A 13,986-nucleotide genomic window follows, 5' to 3' on the forward strand; every position below is an offset into this window, starting at 1 on the left:
ATGCATTTATTCCGGGTCTGCTCAACGCGCCATGCAGCGCTGGTAACGCTCGTCGACCCGTTTGGCAAACCAGGCGGTGGTGAGTTTGCGGGTGATTTTCGGGCTTTGCAGCACAATCCCCGGCAATACCGCCCGTGGCAGGGAACGACCTTCGGCCTGTTCGGCCAAGGCGAAGACTCGCTGATAGAGCTCGCTGTCCTCGAACGCCAGCGTGTTGCCCTCTTCCAGTTGATCCCTGATCGTCGGATTGCGCATGCCCAGCTGCTTGCCCAGGGTGCGCACCGCCCGTTCCGTGGTGCCGGGCATGATCGAATCGTAGCGGACCAGGTCGCCGTCCAGTGCCAGTGGGATGCCCGAGGCCCGGCTTACGGCGTTCTGGAAAGCGGCGTTGCGACTGGCGTACCAACCGGCGTTGAAATCGGCGAAGCGGTACAGCGGCTGCTTGTAGCTCACCGGATAACCGAGCAGGTGCGCGATGCCGAAGTACATACCGCCGCGCCGGGTAAAGACTTCACGCCGTATCGAGCCGTCCACCGGATACGGATAGCTTTTGGCCTGCTGTTCGGCAAAGTCGATGCTGACCTGCATCGGCCCCCCGGTGTGCACCGGATTGAAGCCGGCAAACAGGGTCTTGCCCATGGGCACCATGCCGATGAAGTCATCGAAAATCGCGCTCAGCTCTTTTTCGCTGCGCGCCGCATTGAGTCGGTCTTTGTAGGTCTTGCCGTTGGGCGAACTCACCCGCAGTGCACCGCTGACCAACAGTTCTGGAATGTGCACCTTGGCCGCCCGGCGATCGATCTCGTCCCGGGCGATCTTGCCCAGCCCCGGCACGCCGGGATCCACCTGGAAGGTCGATTCCTGCTCGGTGACCGCCAGCACCGCGCAGAGGTTTTGCGTGGTGGGTGCAATGTTCTGCGCGGCAAACGCGGCATAGATGTCCGTGGCCCACCCCTGGCGGTCGACGGTTTTGGCCGGCAGCAGGCGCACGATTTGCGCCTTGACCTCGGCGGGCTTGCGCGCGGAGGGTTCCTGAGTCCGCTGACTACTGCAGCCGGCCAGCACCAGTAACGCGGCGATGCTCATGATCAATCGATGGGCTTGCATGTTGCTCCAGGGCGTCCATTGGGCCGGTTTAACCATACGTCCAGTGGCATGGTGCAGGCTATGACCATGGCGCGAACCCGGCTGTTCCTCAGATGCCATGAAAACCGCTGGCCAATGCGCTTTTTTCCTTTGGCGAAGCACGTTTTTTCCATTCAGCGGTCAACCTCGCCGCGGCCCAAGACTGGACCATACTTGCTGCACACGGCAAGAGGACTGGCTTATGCACCGCAGCGATGTGTTGATCATCGGCGCCGGCCCGACCGGGCTGGTCCTGGCGCTGTGGCTGAGCAAACTGGCGGTTCGCGTGCGGATCGTCGACAAGACCTGCGCACCGGGTACCACCTCACGGGCACTGGCGGTGCAGGCGCGCACGTTGGAGCTGTATCGCCAGCTGGACCTGGCCGACGCCATCGTGCGCGACGGTCATCGAGTCGCGGCCGCCAATTTCTGGGTCAAAGGCCAGCCCGTGGCGCGCCTGCCGCTGAGCCGGGTCGGCGAGGGCCTGACGCCCTACGCCTTCCTCGAAATCTACCCGCAGGACGAACACGAACGGCTGCTGATCGACCGCCTGCAAAGCTTCGGCATCACCGTGGAACGCAACACCGAGCTCGAAAGTTTCGAGCAAACCGCTGACGGCATCAGCGCCACGCTGCGCCTGCCCGACGGCCAGCAGGAAAGCTGCCAGGCCTGCTACCTGGCCGGTTGCGATGGCGCCCGTTCGATCGTGCGCAAGACCCTGGACACCGGATTTCCCGGCGGCACTTACCAGCAGATTTTCTACGTCGCCGACGTGCAAGCCAGCGGCCCGGCGTTCAATGGCGAGCTGCATGTGGATCTTGATGAGGCGGATTTCCTCGCGGTATTCCCGCTGGCCGGCAGCGGTCGCGCGCGCTTGATCGGCACCGTGCGCGACGAACGCGCCGAACAGGCGCAAACCCTGCAATTCGATGACGTGAGCAGCCGGGCCATCGAGCATATGCAGGTCAAGGTCGAACAACTGAACTGGTTCTCGACCTACCGCGTGCATCATCGGGTGGCGGATCACTTTCGCAGCGCCCGCGCCTTCCTGTTGGGCGACGCCGCCCACGTGCACAGCCCCGCCGGGGGCCAGGGCATGAACACCGGGATTGGCGATGCCATCAACCTGGCCTGGAAACTCGCGGCGGTACTGTGCGGCGCTGCCGAGGCGAAACTGCTCGACACCTACGAAACCGAACGCATCGCCTTCGCCCGTAAACTGGTGGCCACCACCGACCGGGTGTTCACGTTCGTCACCGCCGACGGGCCCATGGCGGATGTGTTGCGCACGCGGCTGGCGCCCTTCCTGATCCCGAAAATGGCCTCGTTTGAAACCACCCGCGAGTTCCTGTTCCGCACGGTGTCGCAAATCACCCTGAACTACCGCTCAATGACGTTGAGCGCGGGCGTTGCCGGACGTGTGCATGGCGGCGACCGCCTGCCCTGGGCGCACGACGGTGAAGGGGACAATTTCGAATCACTCAAATGCCCGACCTGGCAGGTGCATGTGTATGGCGACACCAGCGACGAGATGATCGCCTGGTGCCACGAACACCATCTGCCGCTGCACGTGTTCGGCTGGCGCCCGGCATTCGAAGCGGCAGGTCTTGGGCGCAACGGGTTCTACCTGCTACGGCCGGATACGTACGTGGCGATTGCCGAAACCTGTTCGGACCCGAAAGTCATCGAACGGTATTTTCGCGATCGCGGGATCCGGCCGTATTTTGGCGCGCCCTGATTCCAGCAGCGACTCACGCACCGCCTCACGGCGATTCATCGGGTTCATCTGATAGCTTTTGCGGTCGCCCTTGAGCGCGCTGCCGCCGGCTTCGCGGAACGGACCATAGAGTGCCGAGGCGAACTTGGTCGAATAGGCCATGATCGCCGTCTGGGTGAACCCGACGGCGTCGAGCGCGCGGCGTATGGCCTGGACCTGCCCGTCCATGGCGGCCGACGGGGCAATCACTTATGCCCTGCAAGGCGCAGGGCACAAGTCGCCGGGGAGAAATAACCCTTGCGACGTCAGCAATAATCGCTGCCACAAAGGTCTCAAAGGCTCAGCGTGCCGTCGATACAGGTCACCACCGCCCCGCCGATCCAGATGTCATCCCCCACCTGTTCCACCTGGATGCGCCCGGCTCGGCCCATGGTCAGGCCTTGGCTGACCACATAGCGAGAAGGCGCCAGCCCTTCGCCGAGCAGCCATTGGGCAATCCCGGCGTTGAGGCTGCCCGTGGCCGGATCTTCAGGCATGCCGTCACCGGAAATGAAGGCCCGGACTTCGAACTGCGCGTCATCGCCATCGCGCTCCAGATGCCACGGCGCGATGACACCCACGGCGAGGCCGAGCATCTGCGCATGATCCGGCTGCAACGCCAGCACTTGCTGGCGATCCGCGAGCATGACCGCCAACCAGCCCGCACCGTTATCGACCCACTGCGCGCGGACAATCGCCTCAGGTTCCAGCCCCAGGCCCAACCGCACGCGCGCCATCAGACTGGCGTCCACCGGCCCGGTCCTGAGCAGTGGCGGAGCGAGAAACGCCAGCTCCGCGCCCTGCCGACGAACCCGCACCAGGCCGACACCGCACTCCTGGATGATCTCTTCGCCCTTGGGCACACCGCCGGCTTCAAGCCAGGCATGGCAAGTGCCCAACGTTGGATGCCCGGCGAACGGCAATTCCTTGAGGGTCGTGAAGATTCGCACCCGATAGTCGGCACGGGGATCCTGCGGCTCGAGAATGAACGTGGTTTCGCTGAGATTGGTCCAGGTCGCGAACGCCGCCATGCGCTCGTCACTCAGCTTGTCGGCGCCAAACACCACCGCTAGCGGATTGCCTTTGAGCGGCACCGGACTGAAGACATCGACTTGCTTGAAATTGAATGTATGCATGGCCGTCCCTGGTCCTGATCAGATCGAATCGTTAGGCTTGGGAATTTCCAGCCCGCGCTTGACCGCCGGCCGCGCCAGGAAACGTTCCAGCACGCGTGTGACGTTCGGGAAATTGTCGATGCCGACCAGATCGCCGGCTTCATAGAAACCGATCAGGTTGCGCACCCACGGGAAGATCGCGATATCGGCGATGGTATAGCGCTCGCCCATGATCCAGTCGCGCCCTTGCAGGCGTACATCGAGGACACTGAGCAGGCGTCGGCTTTCCTCGACGTAGCGGTCACGCGGACGCTTGTCTTCGTAGTCCTTGCCAGCGAACTTATTGAAGAAACCCAACTGGCCGAACATCGGGCCGATGCCACCCATCTGAAACATCAGCCACTGGATGGTCTCGTAACGCGCTGCGGTTTCCTGGGCCAGCAATTGCCCGCTCTTGTCGGCGAGGTAGATCAGGATCGCCCCGGACTCGAACAGCGGCAACGGCTGATCGTCCGGACCATGGGGATCGAGAATGGCCGGGATCTTGTTGTTGGGGTTCAGCGACAGGAACTCGGGCGACATCTGATCAAAGGTGTCGAAGCCAACGCGATGGGGCTCGTAGGGCAGGCCGATCTCTTCAAGCATGATCGAGACCTTGACGCCGTTAGGGGTCGGCAAGGAGTACAGCTGAATCCATTCCGGGTACCGGGCCGGCCATTTGCGGGTGATGGGGAACGCAGACAAATCGGTCATGGGAGCCTCCACGAGAAATTGAGACTGCCGATCATAATGGAGATGAGCCGGGCTGCGGAGTGTGGCGCCATGAATATGGCTGATGGTCAAGATCGAGCGAGATCACTGTGCTTGACTGCTGGCTGGCGTAGGGTGTCCATAATTTCGCAACATCCTGTCGATAACCTTTGCTCCAACCCATTAAAGGTTACCGGTAAAGTGCTGCGCTCTCGGCCGGAATCGAACCAAATGGGCTTCAGAGGACTCTGAGTGACGTCCCTTTGATACGGAACGGCTCCACGACATGGAAAACACCCGACGCAGGAAAGTCGCGGTGCAAAGGTTTGTCAGCCTTAACTTAATGCGCTGAAGAACCTTTTATTCCATGATCAATCCCTTGAAATTCACCCGACACTTTAAACACCGTGCGTATTTGTTCCTGCCCGCCCTGCTGGCGACCAGCGCGTTGTTTTTGGCCCTGGAGTCCAGCGAAAGCCGCGCCCAGCCGGTGGATGGCACCCAGACCCTGGTGTTCCTGCGCCATGCGGAAAAACCCGAGGGCGGCCTGGGCCAGCTCAATTGCCAGGGCTTGAACCGCGCCATTGACCTGGCCACCTTGCTGCCGGAAAAATTCGGCAAGGCCGACTACGTGTTTGCCGCCAACCCGACGCGCAACGTCGAGGAAGGCGAACTGGACAATTCCTACAGCTACATCCGCCCCTTGATGACCATCAGCCCCAGCGCGATCAAGCTCGGCTTGCCGGTGAACATCAACTTCTCGGCCAACGACACCAGCGACCTGGCCGATGAACTGCTCCACGACAAGTACCACAACTCGGTCATCTACACCGCCTGGTCCCACGGCTATCTGCCGGAACTGATCAACAAGGTTGCCGGTGAAGCCGTCGGCAAGAAACAGAAGATCACCGAGGACTGGGAATCCAGCGACTATGACTCGCTGTACGTACTGACCCTGACCTGGCACAACGGCAAGGCCAGCCTGCAGAGCCATAGCTACAAACAAGGACTGGATAACGGGCAGCAGACTTGCCCGACCTGATGCTGGGGGCCCCCTGTAGGAGCCAGGCTTGCCGGCGAACCAGGCGCCGCGTTGTGTCTGTTACACCGCGTTATCGTTCTTCGCCGGCAAGCCTGGCTCCTACAGGGGTCGGGGCCGGCATCGACTCCATCATCCTCGCCGTCTGCCCCGCTCACGCAAATACTCCAACACCGCCCCCCGCTCCCCCGCAAACTCGATCCGCGCGCCCTTCTTCTCCCGCTGAAACACATACATCGGGTCGTAGTACTCAACCAGCAACCCCTCGATCCAGCCCCGGTGCAAATCCACCGCACCACTACGCCCCTGCTCCGCCAACGCCTCTTCCATCAGGATCAGCATTCGCCGGTGCCGCTCACCGCCCAGACGCTTTTGCACATTGTCCAGGCTCGCCAGCAAGCGTTCGCAGAACAACACAAAACCCTCCTCGCCATGCACGGCGATGAACTCGGCACACAGGTCCACCACGTAATCGCGCAGGATCCGCTCGACCCGCCCTTGCAGGCTGTCTTCGAGCCACACCATTGGAAACTGCTGCATGCCCTGATACAAAGGTAGGGGCAGCGCGCAACTGCCGACCGCGCGACTCTCGTCTTCCAGCACGAACTGCTCGATGCCGCGGGCGCGCTTTTTCAGCACGTCCACGGCCAGGCGGTTTTCGAAGTCGATGTTGGACGGCTGGCCCGTAACGCGTTTGCCGAAACTGGAACCACGATGGTTGGCATACCCCTCAAGGTCCAGCCCGTTGTTCAGTTGTGTGAGCACCTCGGTCTTACCGGTGCCGGTCATGCCGCCCAATAAAACGAAATCGCACTGGGCGACGGCCTGGTCCATGGTGTCCAGCAAGAAGGTCCGCATGGCCTTGTAGCCACCCCCTACCCGCGGATAGTCGATGCCCGCCTCGTCCTTGAGCCATTGCTGGACGATCTGCGAGCGCAGGCCGCCACGAAAGCAATACAAAAGGCCATCTGGATGGGCCCGGGCAAAATCCGCCCAGGCCTGGACGCGCTCGGTCTTGATGGCGCCGGACACCAATTGATGGCCCAGCTCAACCGCCGCCTGCTGCCCGTGTTGCTTGTAACAGGTGCCAACCCGTTGCCGTTCGTGATCATTCATCAGCGGCAGGTTGACCACGCCGGGAAACGATCCCTTGAGAAACTCGACCGGCGCGCGGGCGTCCATCATGGGCCGGTCATTGAGAAAAATGTCGCGGTAATCGGTGCAGTCGACAGGCATCAGGACACCTCGACCGCGTGGATCTGTCGCTCGACCAGTTCGCCGATGGGCGCCAGGTTCAGCCCAAGTTCGGCAGCGACCGCGAGAAACCCGGCGTTGCCCTCGGGCGTCACGGCGACCAGCAGGCCACCGCTGGTTTGCGGGTCGCACAGCACACGCTTGTGCAGCTCCTGAAGACGCCCGAGCTTGTTGGCGTAGCTGTCGAAATTGCGCAATGTGCCGCCCGGCACGCAGCCCTGTTCGAGGTAATACTCGACACCCGGCAGGCGCGGCACCCGGTCATAGTGGATGCGTGCAGTGAGGCCGCTGCCATCGGCCATTTCCACCAGGTGCCCGAGCAGGCCGAAACCGGTGACATCGGTCATCGCCGTCACGCCCTCGAGCTTGCCGAAACGACTGCCGGGTTTGTTCAGGGTGCACATCCAGTCGCGGGCCAGGCCCACATCGGCGTTGCGCAACTTGCCCTTCTTTTCGGCCGTGGTGAGGATGCCGATGCCCAAGGGTTTGGTCAGGTACAACAAACAACCGGCCGTGGCCGTGTCGTTACGCTTCATGTGGCGCTTTTGCACCAGCCCGGTCACGGCCAGGCCGAAGATCGGCTCCGGTGCGTCGATGGAATGCCCACCGGCCAAGGGAATCCCGGCCTCATCGCACACCGAGCGCCCGCCGCGAATCACTTCCCGGGCAATCTCCGGCGCCAGCACATTGACCGGCCAGCCGAGGATCGCGATCGCCATCAATGGATCGCCACCCATGGCGTAGATGTCGCTGATGGCATTGGTAGCGGCAATACGGCCGAAATCGAAAGGATCGTCGACGATCGGCATGAAAAAGTCGGTGGTCGACACCACGCCACGCTCGTCATCGATGGCGTACACCGCCGCGTCATCGCGCGAGGCATTGCCGACCCACAGTTTCGGATCAAGATTCTGCGCCCCGCTGCCGGCCAGGATCACCTCAAGCACCTGGGGGGAAATCTTGCAGCCGCAACCAGCGCCGTGGCTGTATTGGGTCAGGCGGATCGGCTCGCTCATCGGGGGCTCCTTATCGGGTCAATGGGGCCGATTCTAGCAGACCGGCCACTGCCCCTGTGGGGAGCGAGGGGGTCATGATATTCACCGTCCGCCAATCCGACTGAATTTTCCTAACGCCCAACGATCCCTCTATGTACAACAGGGAGGAACAAAGGCTCTATGAACAACGCAAAACTGTTCGTCATTGAATACACTCTTCATGGCGTCCCCAAGTCGTTCATCATCCGTCTGGACAAAATGGACAACGCGGAGGCATGGCATTGGGCGAGCTGCGATGCGGGGGTCGGACGCATCCCACGCTTTGGCCGCGAAAAAGTGCAGAAGACCAGCAAACCGATGGCGGAAAAATTCGGCGTGGAAAACGTCAAGTGGCGCCCGGCCGGTTAGCCTGGCGGCGATCAGGATTGGGGGGAAGGAAAATGACTTCGACACTCGTCAGCAGCCCTGCACATCTGGACTACGGTCTGGATACGTTGTTCGGCCGCATCACCAAGAGCACCGAATGCCGGGTCGGCCTGGAACAGGTCGAAGATGATCCGACGCGCTTCGCGGTGCGCGTTCCTGCGCCATTGCCGGAAGACCTGGAGCAGGCCAGGACGGTGGTGTTGAGGGTCGATGGACGACGCCTGGCGGGCACCGTGCGCCACAGCGAACGACTCGACGACGACAGCCTGAAACTGGAAGTGGAGCCCGACTAGGCCCCACGTTCCTGTGCTGCAAATATCAGTGGGCACACTTGCAGCCTTGATGGGAGCACTCTTCGCCGTGCTCGTGATGCTTGGCGCAGGCTTCACAGCAGTAATGCTTGCCGTGGCGCACGATCGGATGTTCGCCGAGCTTGCAGTTGCATTTCGGACAGTCACAGATGCTTTTTTCATCGGTCATGGAGCTGACTCCTTTTGCGGTGGACGTCGGCGGGCTGGATGAGCAACCCGTTGTACCAGTGTAGGAGTTGATGACGAGTACAGGCCGCCATTTGACCGTTCAACCCGCAACCCGGCTACTGCTGCGATACATCAACACCAGGGCCAACCCCAACAGCACCATCGCCAACACCCGACTGCCCGACAACTCGATCGCCGGATTGCCCAACCAGCCAAAATTATCGATCAGCATCCCCATGCCCAGTTGCCCGACGATCACCGCCACCGTCGCCACCGCCGTCCCCACCCGTGGCACCGCTCCCACCATGACCATCATGTAGACCACACCGAACAGCGCGCCACCGAGTTGCCATTTCGGCACGTCCAGCAGGCTCACGGCATGGGCCGGTTCAAAAAACACGATCAGCAACCCGGTCAGCACCGTCCCCACCACGAAGGTCAGCAAACTGCTGCGCAACACACCGACCGATTCACCCAGACGCCCGTTGATCGCCGCCTGCACACTCAGGATCGCACCGGCCGCCACGACCACCGCCAACAAAATCATCAGACTCATCATTACCCCCGTGCAATCAGGACAAGTGCCGCGACAATCAGCAGCAAGGCCAGCCAGCGCTCAGCGTTGACCTTCTTGCGAGTCGTGCCGAACCAGCCGAAATGGTCGATCAGCACACTTTTGCCGACCTGCCCGGACAGGATGGCGATCATCGTCATCGCAATGCCGATGTGCGGTGTTGCCAGCGTCAGCACCACGACATAGACCGGCCCGAGAAAACCGCCGATCAATTGCCAGCGCGGTAATTGGCTGAGCGCCGGCCCCTGTTGCGGGCCGCTGAGCAGCAGAAGGAAAAACAGGATCGCCGAGCCGACGCCAAAAATGCTCAGGGTGGCCCACAAGTGACCGACCTGAACGCCCAACGGCCCCAGCAAACCGGCCTCCACGGACAGGCCCATGCCCGCCAGGATCACCAGGGGCAGCAGCAACAGCCGCAGCCCTGGCCGGGGGGTCGGCGCGGCTACCGCGGCGACGTTGTCGAGAGAGGAAGACTGCACGATACAACTCCGTTCAAGGAAACATGGCGTGCATTATCGATTGGCATAGCTGTGCGATAAATGGGAGCATTCGGACAACACTTTTGCGCAACACGCACAGCAGGACTCTCCATGCACAGCAGCATTCACGGCCTCAACGAACTGGGCTTCAAGGCGCTTCGGCTATTTGTCGCGGTGCTCGACCACGGCAGCTTTTCCGAAGTCGCCCGCCGAGAGGGTGTGGCGCCCTCTTCGATTTCCCGCCAGATCCAGTTGATGGAGCAGGCCCTGAACCAGCAATTGCTTTACCGCCACACGCGCGCCGTCACGCCCACCGAGGCCGGACGCCTTCTGGGAGAACACGCTCGATTGGTGCTGGTGCAACTGGAGGAAGCCGAACAGGCGCTGCAGGAACAGCAAAGCGAGCCGAGCGGCCTGGTGCGGATCAACGCGCCGGTGGTGTTTGGCCAGCGGCACTTGACGCCGTGGCTGGGGCAGTTGTGCGCGCGTTATCCGAAACTGCAACTGGACATCCAGCAGACCGACAGCTACGTCGCCCCCCTGCAGGAAGGCGCCGACCTGCTGTTCCGCATCGGCCCACTGCACGACTCCGGCATGCAGGGGCGGATACTGGCGCCCCAACGCTTTCAGGTCGCGGCGAGCCCGGCGTACCTGCAACGCCACGGCACGCCACGACACCCCGACGATCTGGCGGCCCATCAATGCCTGGCCTACAAAGGCGTGGCGGGCCTGCAGCGCTGGTTTTTCCGCAAAGGCCAGCTGCCATGGACACCCTATGCGGTGAAAGGGCCGATCACCGGCAACCACGCCGACACCCTGACCCAGGCCGCCGTGCAGGGCCTGGGGCTGGTGATGTTTCCGTCGTGGTTGATCGGCGAGGCGGTGCGCAACGGCACGCTGGTGCCGGTGCTGGGGGACTACCAGGTATCCAACAGCCTTGAGCCGCAGCAGATCGCCGTGCTCTGGCCCGGCAGCCGACGCCTGTCGGTGAAGGTCAGGACGGTGATCGACTTCTTTGTCGAATGCTTCGGCGAAGTGCCCTATTGGGACCTGTAGGAGCCGGCTTGCTGGCGATACGATGGCGGCCGTTATGCCGCCATCGCTGCGCAGTGTTAAATCAGAGCACCATCGCCGCCATCCAGCCAAACACCAGCAACGGCAGGTTGTAGTGCAGGAACGTCGGGACCACGGTGTCCCAGATGTGGTGATGCTGGCCGTCGATGTTCAGGCCGGAGGTCGGGCCCAGGGTCGAATCCGATGCCGGCGAACCGGCGTCGCCCAATGCTCCCGCAGTGCCGACGATGCACACGATAGCGATCGGGCTGAAGCCCAACTGCACGCACAAGGGTACGAAAATCACCGCCAGGATTGGCACGGTGGAAAACGACGAACCGATGCCCATGGTCACCAACAGGCCGACCAGCAACATCAGCAAAGCGCCGACGGCCTTGCTGTGGCCAATCCACGAGGCCGAAGTTTCGACCAGCGTCTGCACCTGCCCGGTGGCCTTGATCACTTCGCCAAAGCCGGACGCGGCGATCATGATGAAGCCGATCATCGCCATCATCTTCATGCCTTCGGTGAACAGGTCATCGGTGTCACGCCACTTGACGATGCCCGATACCGAGAAGATCAGGAAGCCCACCAACGCGCCGATGATCATCGAATCCAGCAGTAGCTGAATGATGAACGCCGCGGCAATAGCCACGCCGGCGACCATCAGGCTCAAGGGGTTGTACTGCACCGCGACCTGTTCGACCTGTTCGATCTTTGCCAGGTCGTAGACGCGCTTCTTGCGGTAACTGACGAACGCGATCAGCAGGCCCACCACCATGCCCAGTGCCGGGATGCCCATGGCGTGAGTCACGTTGATGCCGCTGATATCGACGCCGCTGCGGGCGACGTTGGCCAGCAGGATTTCATTGAGGAAGATGTTGCCGAAGCCCACCGGCAGGAACATGTACGGGGTGATCAGGCCGAAGGTCATGACGCAGGCGATCAAGCGACGATCCAGTTGCAGCTTGGTCAACACATACAGCAGCGGCGGCACCAGCAACGGAATGAACGCGATATGAATCGGCAGGATGTTCTGCGACGCGATGGCCACGACCCACAACAGGCCGATCAGCAGCCATTTGACCCGGCCACCACCATTGGCATGCTGCCGGTCGACCATCGTCAGAGCCTTGTCGGCCAAGGCATGGGCCAGGCCGGACTTGGCAATCGCTACCGCAAACGCACCGAGCAGCGCATAGGACAACGCCACCGTCGCCCCACCGCCCAGGCCGCTGTTGAACGCCTTGAGGGTCGCGTCGATGCCAAGGCCACCGGTCAGGCCCCCCACCAGCGCCCCGACGATCAGCGCGATCACCACATGCACGCGGGACAGGCTGAGTATCAGCATGATGCCGACCGCGGCAATTACTGCATTCATTGTCGTTACCTCTGGGCAAGCGAAAAGAGTCCGGCTGGCAGTCTGCGAGAGCCGCCAGCGGATAAGGGAATGGGTTTTATTAGAGGGCGCGCACTGTGAAGCAAGCAGCGGCAAGCTGCAAGCCTCAAGCGACAAGATTTGCCTCAAGAAAGCTGCTTTATGGCCGTTACAGAGCAAAGTCGCAGATATTTATCGAATAAGGACGCGTCCATGTCGCTCAGACAACTTTCCATTCAATGGAAAATCACCCTGTTGGCCGGGCTGTGCCTGGCGGGCATCGTGACCCTGCTGGTGGGTCTTTCGCTGTACCGCATGGAGCACAGCTCCGCGCTGGTGAAAGCCTCGAGCACGCAGATGCTGACCGAAGCCGCCCAGGCCCGGATCGAGTCGCAGGGTGAAAACCAGGCGCTGATGATCCGCCAGCAGTTCATGGACGCTTATCAATATGGCCACGGCTTTTCGCGCCAGGTCCTGTTCCTGCGCGACCAGGCCGAAAAACGCTTCCTCGATGCCTTCGACCTGCGCGAAGACCTGACCCGCCAGGTCAAGTCGGCCCTGCAAGCCAATCCCGAGCTGCTCGGCCTGTCCCTGGTGTTCGAACCCAACGCACTGGATGGCAAGGACGATCTGTTCAGCGGCCAGGCCGAACTGGGGAGCAACGACAAGGGCCGTTTCGCCCTGTATTGGTCGCAGCCGACGCCGGGCAACGTGACCTCTATGGCGCTGCCCGAAAGCGACATGGCCGACACCCGCACCGGCCCCAGCGGCGAACCGGCCAACGCCTGGTTCACCTGCCCACGCACCCGCCTCACACCCTGCGTGATCGAGCCGTACTTCTATGTAATCGACGGCCAGAACGTGCTGATGACCAGCATCGTTTTCCCGTTGATGGTCAACGGCAAGGTCATCGCCTCGCTATCGGTGGACATCAACCTCAACAGCCTGCAAGCGATCAGCCAGAGCGCCAGCCAAAAGCTCTATGACGGCCAGACCAGCGTCAGCATCGTCAGCCCGGCCGGTCTGCTCGCCGGTTACAGTGCGGACGCCAGCAAACTCAGCCAGCGCCTAGAAGCCGTGGACACCACCACCGGCGCCGAGCTGATGCGCATGCTCGCCACCAGCAGCAAGACCGCCAGCCTGCACAGCGATCAGCAATTGAAAGTGCTGGCGCCGTTCCAGCCGATTCCCGGAGGCAAAACCTGGGGCGTGTTGCTCGACGTGCCGGAAAAAGTCCTCGTCGGCCCGGCCGAGGCCCTGAAAAAGCAACTGGATGACAGCAACACCGCCGGCACGCTGACCGAACTCGGCCTGGGTATCCTCGCGGCGCTGATGGGGTTGCTGCTGGTGTGGCTGATGGCGCGCAGTGTGACTCGACCGATCCTCGGCGTGGCGCACATGCTTGAGGACATCGCCAGTGGCGAAGGTGACCTGACCCGCCGCCTGGCCTATGACAAGCAGGATGAGCTGGGCCAACTGGCGGGCTGGTTCAACCGTTTCCTCGACAAGCTGCAACCGATCATTGCCGAGGTAAAACGCTCGGTACAGGACGCCCGCGGCACG

The 13,986-nt window shown here is 62.0% G+C and carries 14 protein-coding genes and 2 pseudogenes; 6 read left to right on the forward strand and 10 right to left on the reverse strand.

The window, feature by feature from the left end:
- Positions 1-21: 21 nt before the first annotated feature.
- Complete coding sequence (locus ACIO0C_RS22635; protein WP_401315456.1) at positions 22-1,107, reverse strand: DUF1615 domain-containing protein; 1,086 nt, start codon at positions 1,105-1,107, stop codon at positions 22-24.
- 220 nt (positions 1,108-1,327) lie between these two features.
- Here ACIO0C_RS22635 and ACIO0C_RS22640 point away from each other — a divergent pair, with 220 nt between their 5' ends.
- Positions 1,328-2,863 (forward strand): FAD-dependent monooxygenase, encoded by a 1,536-nt coding sequence (locus ACIO0C_RS22640; protein WP_401315375.1) that lies wholly within the window; start codon positions 1,328-1,330, stop codon positions 2,861-2,863.
- Here the strand turns inward: ACIO0C_RS22640 and ACIO0C_RS22645 are convergent.
- The 3 genes and pseudogenes from ACIO0C_RS22645 to ACIO0C_RS22655 all read right to left on the reverse strand — a co-directional run.
- Positions 2,864-3,091: pseudogene (locus ACIO0C_RS22645) on the reverse strand (porphobilinogen synthase); the annotation flags it as partial.
- Between the two features lie 83 nt (positions 3,092-3,174).
- Positions 3,175-4,017, reverse strand: coding sequence for a PhzF family phenazine biosynthesis protein (locus tag ACIO0C_RS22650; protein ID WP_401315376.1), 843 nt, complete (start codon positions 4,015-4,017; stop codon positions 3,175-3,177).
- Between the two features lie 18 nt (positions 4,018-4,035).
- Complete coding sequence (locus ACIO0C_RS22655; protein ID WP_401315377.1) at positions 4,036-4,749, reverse strand: glutathione binding-like protein; 714 nt, start codon at positions 4,747-4,749, stop codon at positions 4,036-4,038.
- A gap of 364 nt (positions 4,750-5,113) precedes the next feature.
- Here ACIO0C_RS22655 and ACIO0C_RS22660 point away from each other — a divergent pair, with 364 nt between their 5' ends.
- Positions 5,114-5,788: a histidine phosphatase family protein gene (locus tag ACIO0C_RS22660; RefSeq protein WP_401315379.1), complete on the forward strand. Its 675-nt coding sequence runs from the start codon at positions 5,114-5,116 to the stop codon at positions 5,786-5,788.
- Positions 5,789-5,917: 129 nt separating this feature from the next.
- Here ACIO0C_RS22660 and mnmH read toward each other — a convergent pair whose 3' ends face one another.
- Both mnmH and selD read right to left on the reverse strand, forming a co-directional pair.
- Positions 5,918-7,021 carry a tRNA 2-selenouridine(34) synthase MnmH gene (gene mnmH / locus ACIO0C_RS22665; RefSeq protein ID WP_401315380.1) on the reverse strand — a complete coding sequence of 368 codons (1,104 nt, stop codon included), beginning with the start codon at positions 7,019-7,021 and terminating at the stop codon, positions 5,918-5,920.
- Positions 7,021-8,055, reverse strand: a complete 1,035-nt coding sequence (gene selD, locus ACIO0C_RS22670) for a selenide, water dikinase SelD (RefSeq protein WP_401315382.1) — start codon at positions 8,053-8,055, stop codon at positions 7,021-7,023. Before selD ends, mnmH begins: the two co-directional genes overlap by 1 nt.
- Positions 8,056-8,214: 159 nt before the next feature.
- Between selD and ACIO0C_RS22675 the strand changes: the two genes are divergently transcribed.
- On the forward strand, positions 8,215-8,442 hold the full coding sequence (locus ACIO0C_RS22675) for a DUF6555 family protein (protein ID WP_020799440.1): 228 nt from the start codon (positions 8,215-8,217) through the stop codon (positions 8,440-8,442).
- A gap of 32 nt (positions 8,443-8,474) precedes the next feature.
- Positions 8,475-8,753 carry a hypothetical protein gene (locus ACIO0C_RS22680; RefSeq protein WP_401315384.1) on the forward strand — a complete coding sequence of 93 codons (279 nt, stop codon included), beginning with the start codon at positions 8,475-8,477 and terminating at the stop codon, positions 8,751-8,753.
- A 25-nt stretch (positions 8,754-8,778) separates the two neighbouring features.
- On the opposite strand, the gene ACIO0C_RS22685 is transcribed toward ACIO0C_RS22680, so the two are convergent.
- The 3 genes from ACIO0C_RS22685 to ACIO0C_RS22695 form a co-directional block, all read right to left on the reverse strand.
- Positions 8,779-8,940 carry a metallothionein gene (locus ACIO0C_RS22685; RefSeq protein ID WP_401315386.1) on the reverse strand — a complete coding sequence of 54 codons (162 nt, stop codon included), beginning with the start codon at positions 8,938-8,940 and terminating at the stop codon, positions 8,779-8,781.
- Positions 8,941-9,039: 99 nt separating this feature from the next.
- On the reverse strand, positions 9,040-9,498 hold the full coding sequence (locus ACIO0C_RS22690) for a DMT family transporter (RefSeq protein WP_401315387.1): 459 nt from the start codon (positions 9,496-9,498) through the stop codon (positions 9,040-9,042).
- Positions 9,498-9,992 carry a DMT family transporter gene (locus tag ACIO0C_RS22695; RefSeq protein ID WP_401315388.1) on the reverse strand — a complete coding sequence of 165 codons (495 nt, stop codon included), beginning with the start codon at positions 9,990-9,992 and terminating at the stop codon, positions 9,498-9,500. The genes ACIO0C_RS22690 and ACIO0C_RS22695 overlap by 1 nt, the downstream gene beginning before the upstream one ends.
- A 123-nt stretch (positions 9,993-10,115) precedes the next feature.
- Between ACIO0C_RS22695 and ACIO0C_RS22700 the strand changes: the two genes are divergently transcribed.
- Entirely contained in the window at positions 10,116-11,048 is a 933-nt protein-coding gene (locus tag ACIO0C_RS22700; RefSeq protein ID WP_401315457.1) for a LysR family transcriptional regulator, read from the forward strand.
- Between the two features lie 61 nt (positions 11,049-11,109).
- Here the strand turns inward: ACIO0C_RS22700 and ACIO0C_RS22705 are convergent, their stop codons facing one another.
- On the reverse strand, positions 11,110-12,426 hold the full coding sequence (locus tag ACIO0C_RS22705; RefSeq protein ID WP_401315390.1) for a Na+/H+ antiporter family protein: 1,317 nt from the start codon (positions 12,424-12,426) through the stop codon (positions 11,110-11,112).
- A gap of 429 nt (positions 12,427-12,855) precedes the next feature.
- Between ACIO0C_RS22705 and ACIO0C_RS22710 the strand changes: the two are divergent.
- A pseudogene (locus tag ACIO0C_RS22710) lies at positions 12,856-13,926 on the forward strand (HAMP domain-containing protein); the annotation flags it as partial.
- Positions 13,927-13,986 lie beyond the last annotated feature (60 nt).

Origin of the sequence: Pseudomonas sp. NPDC087336, from assembly GCF_044744285.1 — a bacterium.
Lineage (GTDB): Bacteria > Pseudomonadota > Gammaproteobacteria > Pseudomonadales > Pseudomonadaceae > Aquipseudomonas.

Coding starts and splice junctions, on each gene's coding strand:
- ACIO0C_RS22635 (WP_401315456.1), bottom strand. CDS start 1,107: ATGCAAGCCCATCGATTGATCATGAGCATCGCCGCGTTACTGGTGCTG.
- ACIO0C_RS22640 (WP_401315375.1), top strand. CDS start 1,328: ATGCACCGCAGCGATGTGTTGATCATCGGCGCCGGCCCGACCGGGCTG.
- ACIO0C_RS22650 (WP_401315376.1), bottom strand. CDS start 4,017: ATGCATACATTCAATTTCAAGCAAGTCGATGTCTTCAGTCCGGTGCCG.
- ACIO0C_RS22655 (WP_401315377.1), bottom strand. CDS start 4,749: ATGACCGATTTGTCTGCGTTCCCCATCACCCGCAAATGGCCGGCCCGG.
- ACIO0C_RS22660 (WP_401315379.1), top strand. CDS start 5,114: ATGATCAATCCCTTGAAATTCACCCGACACTTTAAACACCGTGCGTAT.
- mnmH (WP_401315380.1), bottom strand. CDS start 7,021: ATGCCTGTCGACTGCACCGATTACCGCGACATTTTTCTCAATGACCGG.
- selD (WP_401315382.1), bottom strand. CDS start 8,055: ATGAGCGAGCCGATCCGCCTGACCCAATACAGCCACGGCGCTGGTTGC.
- ACIO0C_RS22675 (WP_020799440.1), top strand. CDS start 8,215: ATGAACAACGCAAAACTGTTCGTCATTGAATACACTCTTCATGGCGTC.
- ACIO0C_RS22680 (WP_401315384.1), top strand. CDS start 8,475: ATGACTTCGACACTCGTCAGCAGCCCTGCACATCTGGACTACGGTCTG.
- ACIO0C_RS22685 (WP_401315386.1), bottom strand. CDS start 8,940: ATGACCGATGAAAAAAGCATCTGTGACTGTCCGAAATGCAACTGCAAG.
- ACIO0C_RS22690 (WP_401315387.1), bottom strand. CDS start 9,498: ATGATGAGTCTGATGATTTTGTTGGCGGTGGTCGTGGCGGCCGGTGCG.
- ACIO0C_RS22705 (WP_401315390.1), bottom strand. CDS start 12,426: ATGAATGCAGTAATTGCCGCGGTCGGCATCATGCTGATACTCAGCCTG.